This window comes from Leptospiraceae bacterium (genome assembly GCA_024233835.1).
Taxonomy (GTDB): Bacteria; Spirochaetota; Leptospiria; order Leptospirales; family Leptospiraceae; genus JACKPC01.
The window spans coordinates 1,165,737-1,178,779 of the sequence record JACKPC010000001.1; the positions used below are offsets into that span (position 1 = coordinate 1,165,737).

Annotated in this window: 11 protein-coding genes; 7 read left to right on the plus strand and 4 right to left on the minus strand. The window is 37.5% G+C overall.

The genetic code is table 11. From position 1 onward, the window contains the following. Nucleotides 1–2: 2 nt before the first annotated feature. The 7 genes from recJ to queC all read left to right on the plus strand — a co-directional run bounded on the left by recJ (nucleotide 3) and on the right by queC (nucleotide 7,964). Entirely contained in the window at nucleotides 3–1,808 is a 1,806-nt protein-coding gene (recJ, locus tag H7A25_05375; protein MCP5499311.1) for a single-stranded-DNA-specific exonuclease RecJ, read from the plus strand. 5 nt (nucleotides 1,809–1,813) lie between these two features. Then, complete coding sequence (locus H7A25_05380) at nucleotides 1,814–2,086, plus strand: acylphosphatase (GenBank protein ID MCP5499312.1); 273 nt, start codon at nucleotides 1,814–1,816, stop codon at nucleotides 2,084–2,086. A gap of 90 nt (nucleotides 2,087–2,176) precedes the next feature. Then, nucleotides 2,177–4,804 carry an HD domain-containing protein gene (locus tag H7A25_05385; protein ID MCP5499313.1) on the plus strand — a complete coding sequence of 876 codons (2,628 nt, stop codon included), beginning with the start codon at nucleotides 2,177–2,179 and terminating at the stop codon, nucleotides 4,802–4,804. 10 nt (nucleotides 4,805–4,814) lie between these two features. Next, nucleotides 4,815–6,449 carry an alpha-glucosidase gene (locus H7A25_05390; protein MCP5499314.1) on the plus strand — a complete coding sequence of 545 codons (1,635 nt, stop codon included), beginning with the start codon at nucleotides 4,815–4,817 and terminating at the stop codon, nucleotides 6,447–6,449. A 5-nt stretch (nucleotides 6,450–6,454) separates the two neighbouring features. Beyond that, entirely contained in the window at nucleotides 6,455–6,934 is a 480-nt protein-coding gene (locus H7A25_05395) for a MarR family transcriptional regulator (protein ID MCP5499315.1), read from the plus strand. Then, nucleotides 6,921–7,301, plus strand: coding sequence for a 6-carboxytetrahydropterin synthase QueD (queD, locus tag H7A25_05400; GenBank protein ID MCP5499316.1), 381 nt, complete (start codon nucleotides 6,921–6,923; stop codon nucleotides 7,299–7,301). Before H7A25_05395 ends, queD begins: the two co-directional genes overlap by 14 nt. Nucleotides 7,302–7,304: 3 nt before the next feature. Then, nucleotides 7,305–7,964: a 7-cyano-7-deazaguanine synthase QueC gene (queC, locus tag H7A25_05405; protein ID MCP5499317.1), complete on the plus strand. Its 660-nt coding sequence runs from the start codon at nucleotides 7,305–7,307 to the stop codon at nucleotides 7,962–7,964. 36 nt (nucleotides 7,965–8,000) lie between these two features. Here queC and H7A25_05410 read toward each other — a convergent pair whose 3' ends face one another. From H7A25_05410 to H7A25_05425, 4 genes are read right to left on the minus strand one after another with little or no spacing between them, the layout of a single operon-like run. Next, the gene (locus tag H7A25_05410) at nucleotides 8,001–9,416 is read right to left on the minus strand and encodes a SpoIIE family protein phosphatase (protein MCP5499318.1); all 1,416 of its coding nucleotides are present in this window, start codon (nucleotides 9,414–9,416) and stop codon (nucleotides 8,001–8,003) included. A 2-nt stretch (nucleotides 9,417–9,418) separates the two neighbouring features. Further along, nucleotides 9,419–11,440 carry a SpoIIE family protein phosphatase gene (locus H7A25_05415; protein ID MCP5499319.1) on the minus strand — a complete coding sequence of 674 codons (2,022 nt, stop codon included), beginning with the start codon at nucleotides 11,438–11,440 and terminating at the stop codon, nucleotides 9,419–9,421. Continuing rightward, on the minus strand, nucleotides 11,441–12,022 hold the full coding sequence (locus tag H7A25_05420) for a DUF1295 domain-containing protein (protein MCP5499320.1): 582 nt from the start codon (nucleotides 12,020–12,022) through the stop codon (nucleotides 11,441–11,443). Nucleotides 12,023–12,051: 29 nt separating this feature from the next. After that, entirely contained in the window at nucleotides 12,052–12,972 is a 921-nt protein-coding gene (locus H7A25_05425; GenBank protein ID MCP5499321.1) for a hypothetical protein, read from the minus strand. Nucleotides 12,973–13,043 lie beyond the last annotated feature (71 nt).

Here is a 13,043-nt window from a genome sequence, read left to right on the forward strand (position 1 = left end):
TGATGGAATACGAACACGGAGTTGCTTTTAGTAGTTTACCTCCTTCCCCTTATAAAGATCTGAGTCGTTTTCAGGCTTTCATTTTTCAAAAATTGGTACCGGAAGGAGTTTCTGGGGAAGAGTTTTTAGGAGATAGTTATCGCTTTCTCCATTCTCCCTTTCTCCTACCCGACATCATCGGTGCTATTGAATTAATCAAAGATTCTATAAATCAAAAAAAACATATTCTCCTGTATGGGGACAGAGACACAGACGGAGTATCTTCTACTTCTCTGTTGTATTGTTTTTTAAGAGGCATACATGCAAAAAGTGGAGGAAAGCTCAGTGTTAAAACTTCTTCTGCAAATGATGATTACGGCCTCTGTGATGCAGCCGTTCAAAATGTAAAAAAAATAAAACCCGACCTTTTAATTACTCTTGATTTTGGGAGTACAAACTACGATGAAATCAATTCCCTGGTAAAAGAAAAAATTTCTGTTATAGTCTTAGATCACCATGAAATCCCTCTAAAACTTCCCGACTGTTTTTTAGTAAATCCTAAAAGAGAAGATTCGGTTTATCCGGAGAAGAGAATCTGTACTTCTGTATTAGCTATGAAGCTTATACAGGCTTACCTGGCCTATGATTATTTGCAGAAAGAAAATGGGGCCTATTATGAGAATGCTTTGGGTCTCAAACCGGATTATACAGGCCTGGATTTTTATTCTCTTTATGAGCGTTTTCCTGATTTGCAAAAAAAGACGGAAGCTCTTTTTGATCTTGCTGCCATAGGTACGATTACCGATATGATGCCCCTGCAGGGAGAAAACCGTGTTATAGTTAAGAATGGCTTAAAGACACTTCAGGGACTTATGAAAGAAGCGAAGCCGGAACGCTATGGTCTATCTTATCTTTTAAAAGAGTTAAACTTAAATCCGGAGAAAATTGTAACAAAAGATCTGGGCTGGAGTATCGGGCCGGTTTTAAATGCTGCCGGGAGAATGGGAAAAACCGAAGTAGCCTTAGAACTTCTATTAGAAGAAGACAGTAAGAAAGCACAAACTATAGCTTTAAATCTAATTAAATTAAACGAAAGTAGAAAAGACAGGACAAAACGCAACATCGATAGGGTGGAGCGCTATTTTAAGCGGAAACCCGAACGTACTCAAGCAAAGGTATTATTCTGTTATGAACCCGATATGGAACCGGGTGTTTCCGGTATTGTGGCTACCAGACTTGTTCAGGAATATAAGCGACCCGTTGTATTTGTGACCCCCGACCATGGAAATGCAAGGGGAAGTATTCGTTCCTATGGTACTGAAAATGTGATTGAACTCATGAAGATGCTGGAGGATCTTTTTATTCACTACGGAGGTCATCCGGAAGCCGGTGGATTTTCAATAGAAATTCCAAAAATTCCTGTTTTGGAAAAAAGGCTACAGGAAGTGGCTATCCCCTGGTTAGATCTTCCGAGGGAAGACAAAAAGGAAGAATTGAAGAGTATCGTTTCTTTTGAACCGAAAGAATTGAATGAAAAAGTATATTATGATATTACGATGTTTGAGCCATTTGGACAGGAAAATCCCCAACCCTTATTATCTTTGGGAAATGTAAAAGTCATTAGTTACAGGCCTATGGGAAATGGGACTCATGCTCGATTTGGTATTCTGGGAGCGGATATATCTCTTAAAGCCGTTATCTGGGGGAGGGCAAAAGAGTTTGAAGCAGTTCTTTCTAAAAAGTCTTTCCTGGAACTCTGGGGTCGGATGGAAGAAAATTATTTTAATGGAAATGTTACTATTCAATTTATAGTGGAGCATTTCAGGTGAATTCAATGAAACGGGCCAAAATAATTGCTAAAGGGAAAGTGCAGGGAGTAGGGTTTCGCTTTTTTGTTATGGATAATGCAAAAAAACTCGGTCTCTGCGGTTATACCCGAAACCTTCCGGACGGAACCGTTGAAACAGTTGTGGAAGGTAAGGACGCTCAACTTGATAGGCTAATAGAGAAAATAAAAGAAGGCCCCATAGCCGCCCGCGTTTCTTCTGTCGAAGTAAAAATGGGAGAAGCTTTTGGGGATTATAAAGAATTTGAAATAAGAAGATAGTATCCCTTCAAAAAAAGCCGGAAAAAATTTCATTTGTAAAAAAGAAGCCATGAAATAATTTAATCTTAATCTCTTTTCGGATGGTTTTATATGGCACTCAAGTTAGATATGAATAAACGGTTTGAAAGGATTCTTGCCATCAGTCGCTCGGTTCCTTCCGGGAAGCAAATAGCAAGGCAGTTAACGTATATCGTAGATAGTGCTATTGCCAATATTTATAAAGAAGACGAAATTAAATATGAAACCCAGTCGAAACTCAGCATCGTAGCCCTTGGTGGTTACGGAAGAATGGAACTCTGCCCCGGTTCGGACATCGATCTTTTATATCTGCACGATGAGCTCGATGATGAGGTTCTTTCTGCGATTATTTCTCACATTAACACCTACTTGTATGATTCAGGAAAGCAGGTAGGTCATGCCTGTAGGACTATAGAAGAAAGTATTAGCTATACTAATTACATGGAGAGTTTTTTTGCTGTTTTAGATTCTCGCTATATTGCTGGTTCGGAAAGTCTTTTTCAAAAATACTGTGAAGAGTTTTTATATAAGTTACCGAAAGATTATGTAGAAAAATTTAGTAAACTAAAAGTTGAATATTTAGAAAGGCAGTTACAACTCCCGGCTCCTTATCTGGTATCAGAACCCAATCTAAAAACCTCACCTTTTACCATGAGGGATATACAAACATTTTACTGGCTTGAAAAGCTTCAGTCTCTCATCCCCCCGTTTCGCTTGCCAGGTGTTCGACATGGCTTCAGGCCGGCTGAAATTCGGATAATAGAAAATGCCTATGACTACCTACTAAAACTTCGGATAAGTCTGCATAGCCTGAGTCATTCCAAGCAGGATAGGTTGGATTTGACTTTTCAACCGGAGCTTGCTGAGTTTATGGGCTATGGTCCTAAAAATGACATTTCTTCTGTAGATAGGCTTATGAATCATCTTTACAGCCATCAAAAACATGCTTATTTTTTTATAGCCTCTTATCTTGATTTTGCCAGGATACAAAAGAAGAAAGAACGCATTCCTTTTGAATTAGAAGGTTTGAAACTAATCCGAATCGGGAATGGATTGTATCCACCTCTCATTGGAAACTTCAGTCAACATCCGGAAAATATAAACAAGGATATCCTTAAAATTTTCTCTATAAGTCAAGATCAGGACTTAGAAATCTCTCCCCTGTTATTAGAAGAACTACGTTCTGCTTCCCGTTTTTTAGATGAAGATTTTAAGAATTCAAGAGAAGCTATCGAAATCTTTTTGAATATTTTAAAACGCAAGAGGAAAATAGGAAAAATCCTGAGTCTTATGCACCACTGTAATATATTAGGGAAGTTCATTCCTGAATTTGGTGCCTGTAAGTATTTTTCTTTATTTAGCTATCACCATGAGTATCCAGTAGATGAGCACACGCTATATATCTTGCGAGAACTGGATAAACTCTGTGAAGGACAATTTGAAGATCCGGAAGTTCAGGAAATTTTTAATTCGAGTTCCGACATAGAAATATTAGTTCTTTCTATTTTATTACATGATGCCGGAAAAGTAAAAGAAGGGGATCATTGTTTATATGGAAAAGAACTGGCCGAATCGGTAGGACAGAGGTTTCACTTGCCGGAAGAGCAACTGGATTTGTTTAAATACCTTGTAGAAGCACATATTGATATGTCTGAACTTTCTACTAAAAGAGATATTAGCGATCCGGTTCTGATTCAGGATTTTGCTTCTGCCGTAAGAACTGTAGATCGATTGAAATTATTATATGTATTCACTATAATCGATACACGTTCCGTCGGACCCGGGATTCTCACCAATTGGAAAAAAGATATTTTATACAACTTATATAAGAAAACTTTAAATTTTTTACAGGATCGCTTAGACAGTCAGCATAATGTTACCGAACAAAACTTACATTCCTTAAAACAGTATTTTATACATAAGCAGCATATACCCGAAAAATTTATGGATGGTATATTAGAATATATTAATTCTGTAGTTCCCCAAACCTATATACGCTACTATACGCCTATTCGAATTTTTAACCACTTTATCCATTACCAGGAGTTTATCAAAAAGAAACTAAGTTTCCCGGTTGTGGAAATTGAAACGGAGCCTGCCTACATCACCCTTGTTATATATTGTGAGGATTACTCACTTCTTAGTTCGGATATAACCGGTACAGTTTCTTCAGAAGGTTTAAGTGTTGTGGGTATGCGATCCTTTCGAACAAAAGACAAATTTAGTATTCAGCATATACAACTTACAGATAAATTTGGAAGCGGAGAAGTTCATAAGGAAAAGCTGGAACGCTTGAAGCGAAACCTTACTTTAGTTTTAAGCGGACAACTAGCGGTTGAATCTCTACTTTCATCACCCACTGAATTTTTATTCTTTAATCAAATCCCTATGGGTATGATTGAAGAGAAGGTGGAGTTTGATAATAAATCTTTACCGGAATATACTGTTTTGGAGATATGTTTTCCGGATGCATTGGGCCTTCTGCACAGGCTTTTAAAAGCCATACTTTCCTGCGGAGTAATCGTAGACTTTGTACGGGTGGCCACAAGTGCGGACTATGCCTATGACTCTTTTTACCTGAAAACAGCCGAAGGACGGAAAATAAATGACGAGAATCTTTTGAAAAAAATAGAGGCTGAAATTATTCAGGCGGTGAAAAAGCCCGTAGAAAAACAGGTAACCGCTGCAATTTTGTTTTAGAGAGGTTTATATGGCCTGGTGGCAGTACGGAGTTATTTACCAGATATATCCGAGGAGTTTCAAAGATTCTAAAGGGGATGGAATCGGCGATCTCATGGGAATCATTGAAAAATTAGACTATTTAAATGGTAGAGAGGACTCTCTGGGAATCGATGCTATCTGGCTTTCTCCGGTCAATAATTCTCCCATGGTCGATTTCGGATATGACGTCTCAGACTATTACGGCATAGACCCCGTCTACGGAGATATGCAAACCTTTGAACTTCTGATTAAAGAAGCGGCAAAACGAAATATTAAAATAATTATGGACCTGGTGGTGAACCATAGTTCGGATAAGCACCCCTGGTTTATTGAGTCTCGCTCTTCCAAAGACAAGCCGAAAAGTGATTGGTACATCTGGAAAGACCCGGTAAATGGAAAAGAGCCCAATGGCTGGCTTTCTGCTTTTGGAGGAAAAGCCTGGACTTTTGATGAAAACCGCGGACAGTATTACCTGCATTCTTTTGCCCCGGAACAACCCGACCTGAACTGGAGAAACCCGGAACTAAAAAAAGCTGTATTTGATGTGGTGCGCTTCTGGTTGGATAAGGGAGTAGCCGGATTCCGACTGGACGTAGTTAATTGTTTTGTTAAAGATTCAGAGTTTCGAGATAATCCCAAAAGAAGGATGAAACTCAGCCTGAGAGGGATGCGTGCCTACGACCGGCAGGTTCATGTCTATGACAGAGATAGACCCGAAACCCATGAAATATTGAAAGAGCTTCGAAAGATCCTCGATTCTTACCCGGGTGAGAGGATGATGGTAGGAGAGGTTATGCAGGAACCGCCGGGAGTTGCTTCTTTACCTGCGAGTTACTACGGGAATAACGACGAGTTAAACTTGAGTTTTAACTTCTCTGTGTTTTTTGTAAAATGGAAGCTGGAATCATTTAGACAAATCATTGCAGACTGGGAAGCCGAGCTCGGAGAAAATCGCTGGCCCTGCAATGTTTTTAGTAACCATGATTTTGTTCGGCATATTACCCGTTTTGGAAGTAAACGAAACCGACTGCCGAGAGCAAGACTTCTTGCTCTTCTGCTTTTAAGCCTTCGGGGAACCCCTTTTTTGTATTATGGAGAGGAATTGGGAATGCTGAGTGAGAATGTTCCGAGAAAACTGATTCACGATCCTCCCGGCAAGAAATATTGGCCTTTCTACAAAGGCAGAGATAATGCCAGACTTCCGATGTGCTGGGATGATAGTAAGTATGCAGGTTTTTCTATTACCGAACCCTGGCTTCCTTTAAATCAGGATTTTAAAACGGTAAATGTTTATGAGCAGCAGAAAGATCCTCAGAGCTTATTTCATACCTATCAGAAATTAATTCGTTTAAGAAAAGAGAAGGAAGTTCTCCGAAGTGGGAAGATCCAAATACTTGAAAAAAATCATAAAAGCATTTTAAGTTTTTTAAGATACACAGAGAAGGAAAGCTTTTTAGTTCTCATAAACTTTTCTAAGAAAAAACAGTCCTATCCTATAAAAAAGGCTACTTCCGCTCAGAAAGCGGCTATCCTATTTTCAAGTCACAGAAAAGAAGGAGTAGTCCTTGTGGGAGAAGAACTGGAATTAGATGGATATGAGGGTGGAATATTCGCCCTTTCTTGAGAACAATGAATGAAGATTTGGATAATAATAATTGCTTTTATTTCAGTTTGAGTATAGCCTTTCGTTCGGTGAACAGGGTTATGGAACATACTCTCAAAAAAGTTGGCTTAACTCCCGTACAGTTTTTAGCCCTGAAAGGTTTGTATGATAGGGACGGTATGACTATAAAAGAGCTTTCCGAGATGCTCGTGCAGGATTCTACATCTATAACGAGACTTGTAGATAGATTAGAAAAAGCCGGTCTTGTGATACGAAAGACAGATTCCAATGACAAACGTTCTATTAACGTCTTTCTCTCAGAAAAAGCAAAGTCTTATGCACCCAAAGCAAAGAAGATATGGAGAAGGGTAAATCGACTTCTGGAAAGGAATTTTCAGGAACAGGATTTGATAGGCTTTTTTAATGTTATGGAAAAAATGAGAGGCTTATCCTACCTCAAAGAAAATGCAAACAAAAAAATAGGAGAGTTTGATGGAAGAAATTGAACTAATTCGAGTCTTTCGCTTTGATGCGGCTCATTTACTGCCTAAGGTACCGGACGGGCATAAATGTAAGCGCTTACACGGACATACTTTTAAATTCAAGGTTCATCTGAAAGGAAGCATAGACCCGGATAGCGGTTGGCTTATGGACTTTGGTGATATAAAAGAAGTAGTAAAACCCCTGATTGATAATTACCTGGACCACTATTATCTGAATGAAATAGAAGGATTGGAAAATCCAACCAGTGAAAATCTGGCTGTCTGGATTTGGAATAAACTAAAACCCTCTCTTCCTCTTCTCTACAGGATTACGGTTTATGAGACCTGTAATTCCGCCTGCATTTATATGGGAAAAAGGGAGATCAAGTAAGATATGGCAAGGGCTTTAGTTCTCTTTTCCGGTGGACTCGATTCTACTACCTGCCTGTATAAGGCTCTGAGCGAAAATGAATACGTAGAAGCTGTATCCTTTGATTATTCTCAAAAGCATAAAATTGAATTAAAGAAAGCTAAGAAAATTTGTAGCAAGTTAAATATTCATCAAACTATTGTAAAAATTCAAACCGGTATTTTTCTTGCATCCTCCCTTACCGATGCGAATATTCGGGTTCCCAAAAAAAGAAAAAACATGGAGGAAGGAATTCCAAATACCTATGTGCCGGGTAGGAATATATTATTTTTATCTTATGCAGTTTCCATGGCAGAAGGGAAAGGTCTCGATACAATTTATATAGGAGTGAATTCCCTCGATTATTCGGGCTATCCCGATTGCAGGCCGCAGTTTATCCGGGCTTTTCAAAAAGCGATTCAGCTCGGAACTAAAACCGGTGTAGAATCAAGCGGAATTCAGATAAAAACTCCTCTTCTCAAACTCTCCAAGAAAGATATAGTGCTACTCGGGAAACGTTTCGGAGTTCCCTTTGGACTAACTCATTCCTGTTATAGTCCTATAGCGGATAAGCCCTGCGGAGTCTGTGATTCCTGCATTCTCAGGAAGAAAGGTTTTGAAGAAGCCGGAGTAGAAGACAGGTAAGCCTCTTTTCTTTGCGAAGCTTTTACCTGCGAATTCTTAAATAATATCAAAAACAACCAGGGTCATATCATCGTCGTATTTTCCTCCGGAAAATGTAAGGATTTGAGAACTGACCTCATCACAGAATTTTTCTACAGAGAGGTCCTTATAAGAATCAAAGATTTGAAAAAGTCTCTTTTCACCTAAAATTTCTCTATCGCTTTTTGAACGGGCTTCTAAAAAACCATCTGTATAAAAAATGATTCTGTCACCTTCGAATATATCCATACTCTTATTCTCCAGTTTTATTTCCGGAAAAACACCGATTACCCTGCCTTTTGTATTTACAGAAAAAGAAGATTTATCTTTCTTTCTAATGACATAAGCCGGGAAATGACCTGCACTACTGTAGTGCATAACCCCTCTGGGACAAAAGCAGTCTTCCGATAAAAGCTTTGGTTCATGTAAATTCTGAGTATAGATATCAAATATAGCTAAAAAAGCTGTGAGAAAATTTCCAATACTTAAGGGTAAAAGTCCTGTATTCATTTTCTTTAATATACCCGCCGGATGTTCCTGTGAAGAAAAACTATTCTGCCAGATTATTTTTGTCATGGATGCAATAAAAGCAGATGGTATTCCGTGACCTGATACATCTGCAATGATGAATCCTATCCTCTGTACAAAATCATGCTCGTATTGCAAATTAATCACATCGTAAAAGTCGCCTCCCACGCTTTCTACCGGGATATAGCGAAATCCGATATTCAGAAGATTAGCCAGATTTTTTGGTTGAGGAAGTAGATTTAATTGTATTTTTCTTGCTTTCTTCAAAGCTTCTTCTATATACTTATGCCTTTGTGCTAATTCTTGTTTTAATAGTTTTTCTTTTTCTAAGCTTTCTGTGAGTCGTTCGATAACTAATTCATTAATAAGATTCGTTACCCTTGCTGATTGGGTTTCGAGAAGATAGTAACTGGTATTTAAAAACTCAGACTCTATCTCAAATTCTTCTTTAACTGACTCTTTCAATTTCTGCAATAAGGCCATTTCCTGAAGGTTAAATCTATTAATAAATCCCTCGTTTTGCTGAATTCGATCTAAAATAATAGAATAAATTTTCCTTGCATCTTCTATAGAAAAGAAAGCTTCTTCTTTAATGGCATTGAAACGAAAGAAATACGATAGGATTAAGTTTTTCGCACTAACATTTTCAAAACCGATGCCTCCTATACTTTCTAAATACAGGTCTTTTAAGAAGGAAGGTCCGTCTTCAATAGGTCCTGTAATTTCTAATATTCTATTCAGTAGGTTTTCTAAAAAGTCTTTGTAGGTATTCCCTTCTGACATGCGCGAAGCAAGCACTGTTTGGTTTTTATTCAATTCTTCTTTTAGAACCAGTGCAAGCTTTCTTAATAAAAATTTGTAGAGTCTTGTGCGAATTTCCTGCTTTATTTCTTTTTTAAACGGCAAGTTTATCTTCCTTCTTCAATTCCTTTATACTCCAGAATGATGAGGCTTGAGTCATCAATAATTTTTGTTGTTCCCATAAATTCCCTCCATTCCTTTAGTATATAGTCTCTTGTTTCATAGACTGTTTTATCTTTTACCTGTAAATATGCATGGATTAAATTTTCTTCTCCCCATCTGTCTTCAGTAGAGTTACAGGCATCAATAATACCATCGGTATATAAAAGAATTCGATCACCTGCGTAAAGTTGCATTTCTTTTTCTCGGAAAAAATCTCCTTCTTTTTGCAGGATACCCAGAAACAGCCCTTCCGTCCTGAGTTCTTCAAAAGTATCCGTTCTTTTTTTAAAAATAATCGGAGGCCTGTGTCCTGCTGAACTGTAAAACATTCTACCATCCGGATGAATCACCAATAAAAATGCAGTTAAGTAGTTCTGGGTTGTAATAATCCCGGCAATATTTGCATCCACTTCTCGAAAAACTTCTACAGGCGAACTTGTCTTAGATAAGGAGTTCATAAAACTAATTTTTGCCATTGTGGTTAAAAGGGCCGCCGGGATTCCATGACCCGATACATCAGCAATTAAAATTCCATAGGCTCCGTTGCTTAGAGGAAACACGTCATAGTAGTCTCCTCCCACCTGTGTATAAAACTGATAGTAAGCAGCCAGTTCAATGCCGGGAAGAATAATTTCTGTAGCGGGCATGATACATTTTTGTACATCAGAAGCCAATTCTAATTCAGATTCAATGCTGGCATTTTTTTTCTGTAACTCTTTCAGTACTCCTGTCAATTCCATAGTTCTTTCAATTACCTTTTCTTCCAATCTGGCATTAAGAAAAGCCAACTCATTTTTCATAGTGTTAATTCTATCAGCAAGAGCAATAGAAAGTAGTACCATTTCAATAGTGCTGCCAATTTGCAGACTGTAAGTTGTAAGGAAATTGGGAGGTAATATGCCGAAATTCCTGAGAGTAAGGATTATTCCTCCCAGGAAAAATGTAATCCAGGTTAAAAGAAAAAAGAGAGCCGTCCGGTTCCCCTGTAAAACTCTTTTGGATGTAAGGCTTACGGAAGATAGCATATATAGAATTCCGAGAGCATTTAAAGGTTGGATAAAGAAAGAATACTCTAAAAAAGCAATAGCGAGTGTAAAAAGAACCAGCAAAGATAAAAGAAGATTTACAAGCGCATTATCGAGCTTATCTTTAGAGTTTATATTCAAAACATTTTTAAATAATAATAAAAGGCAGAACTGTAAGAACATCTGAGAAATCGGCAGAAATAATTTGTTCCATATTGGGTAATCCGGCCAGTATTGAAAAATAATTCCGTTAATCGAAAGCTGGTAGAGCCCGAGGGCAATTACATAAAAAAGATATATCAGGTAGTTTTTATCCCTGAGAGAAAGGTAGATGAAAAGATTATAGAAAAACATCACGAGGACAATGCCGTAATAGATTCCCAGGATAAATTCTTCTTTTCTATCTTTTTGATGAAATTCTACAGTATCATGAATCAGAATTGGAAAAATTAAAGTTTCATCTGAACGAACCTTTATATAAACGTTAAACTCTTCTGTAGAAAATGGAATTTCAAATACAAAGTTTTTGTGTTTTACAATTCGTTCATTATAAGGAATTAAACGACCGCTGCGGTAAGCAAGAATTTGTTGTTTTCCTATAATGTATAAGTCCAAATAGTCGATGTGGGGCCAGGGAATTTCTAAATTCACCGGGTCGGAACGTCCCACGTATTTCATTTTCAGCTTGAACCAGTAGGTGTTGGTGGTAAATCCAAAGTTGATAGTATGTTTTGTGTTTTGAATGAAGCGTGATTCGACTTCGGGTTCAGTCAGGTTTTCGAGTTCGATTTCCCCTTTCGTATCTATCAGATAAGCAGAATAGGAAGTTACATTGTAAAAATCTTTATCCGGGACAAGTTCAATTATATCCTGGGCATAGGAAGATATACTTAAAAAGAAGAAAACAATCGTAAAGAAAAGGGAATTCTTCTTTTGTCTCATTTAAAAAATTCCGGGAATAAACCTTTTCTTTGATGAAAAATGGGTAGCATAAGCCGGGTTTCGGAAAAGAGCTTTCTCTTCGGTGCGAATCCTGTAAAAAAGAATAATAAAATTAGCAATAGAAAAAATGATAAAAGAATAAAACGCGGAATGAAACAAAGAAAGCCCTATAATTTCTAAAATTACGACAAGATAATTCGGATGACGTATATAGGAATAAATTCCTTCTGTTACTATACTATCGGTTTTTTCAGGATTCACAATTACCCGCACATTCCAATTCTCCCTCATGATATACAAAACATGGAATCTCAAAATAAAAGCAAGGCATAAAATTCCGGTACTCAGAGCAAGTAAAATTATAGAAAGTTCTCTTTGGAAATAAAAGACTTCTAAAGGGACTGCGATTAAAAACGAGCTGTGGAGTAAAAAGAAAAAGGGAAAGTAGAATTCTTTTTCTTCTGTTAATACTTCATTTTCCTGTCTTTTACGAAGATTTCTCCTTGCCAGAACAAGTTCTGAAAGCCTCATAATGGCGGTAATACAAAAAAGAAGTAAAAGGATTTTATATGAAGTTGACATATTCAAAGATTCCTATATTCGGATAACCATTAATCAAATAATTTTTGATCTGAGACTGTTATGTTACAGGTGCCTTTTCCTGCCGTTAAAAAAAATTGAAACGTATTCGGCCTTCGACTACTTCGATTAATTAAAATTGAACTCGGCTTATAGACCAGAGTATCATTAGCACTGGTCTGACAACTATCTCCAAATTGTTTTACACTGAATATGGTAGCACAGGCTATATTGATATATAGAACCTCTTCTAAGGGAAGTTCTACCCTGAATGCTTTTGTATCAACAAGGTTTTCATAGGTAATTTCATAGCCTTTAGAAGCTTCTAATAAATTTTCTTCTCCAAATTGGTTTTTATACGGTTTATAACAATCTATATAAATATCTTCTGCTGCGCAAAAAAATCCACTACGGAAAGCACCACAATCCCCATCGGGTTTCAATACATATAAAAGACCGGAATAGGCCCCGGTCGGAACTTTCACCAGAAGATCTTTTGATGTCCATTTCTGGATAAGCTCGTAGTTTTCCTGTATTTCTGTAGAGCTTAATTTATTTCCATAGTCATTCACAATTTCAGCGCTGAGAGTATTGATTTTGACCGTATTATTTTCAGCAATGGGTTCGAAGTTTTTTCCTTTTATCAGGATAACCGAAGCAGTAAAATAGGTAGGAATGGTAGCCAGACCGGAAAAATTAAGCCCTCCGGAACTACTCTGACGCGTACTGGCCCTTACACTTTCGGAAGTAGGAAAGAGATACTGGTCGGTCGTAATGGCAGGATATACCCTCTGTGGCTCAATAGACGTTATTTCTACGTTATTGACCGGGATACGAACTCCAAGAATTCCGGATTCCAAAATCACATTCTTCATAAAATCACCCTTTGGATTCGGGTCATCCTTACAGGCTCCGAAGATAAATAGGATGAAAAGGAATAATAAGTTTTTCATAATGACAGTCCTATTCAATTTACTAATCTGTTGTAATTTTAAGCCCTGATTTTTATTATGCAAGAAAATAA

Coding starts and splice junctions, on each gene's coding strand:
- H7A25_05380 (MCP5499312.1), top strand. CDS start 1,814: ATGAAACGGGCCAAAATAATTGCTAAAGGGAAAGTGCAGGGAGTAGGG.
- H7A25_05425 (MCP5499321.1), bottom strand. CDS start 12,972: ATGAAAAACTTATTATTCCTTTTCATCCTATTTATCTTCGGAGCCTGT.
- H7A25_05395 (MCP5499315.1), top strand. CDS start 6,455: ATGAATGAAGATTTGGATAATAATAATTGCTTTTATTTCAGTTTGAGT.
- recJ (MCP5499311.1), top strand. CDS start 3: ATGGAATACGAACACGGAGTTGCTTTTAGTAGTTTACCTCCTTCCCCT.
- H7A25_05390 (MCP5499314.1), top strand. CDS start 4,815: ATGGCCTGGTGGCAGTACGGAGTTATTTACCAGATATATCCGAGGAGT.
- queD (MCP5499316.1), top strand. CDS start 6,921: ATGGAAGAAATTGAACTAATTCGAGTCTTTCGCTTTGATGCGGCTCAT.
- H7A25_05420 (MCP5499320.1), bottom strand. CDS start 12,022: ATGTCAACTTCATATAAAATCCTTTTACTTCTTTTTTGTATTACCGCC.
- queC (MCP5499317.1), top strand. CDS start 7,305: ATGGCAAGGGCTTTAGTTCTCTTTTCCGGTGGACTCGATTCTACTACC.
- H7A25_05385 (MCP5499313.1), top strand. CDS start 2,177: ATGGCACTCAAGTTAGATATGAATAAACGGTTTGAAAGGATTCTTGCC.
- H7A25_05415 (MCP5499319.1), bottom strand. CDS start 11,440: ATGAGACAAAAGAAGAATTCCCTTTTCTTTACGATTGTTTTCTTCTTT.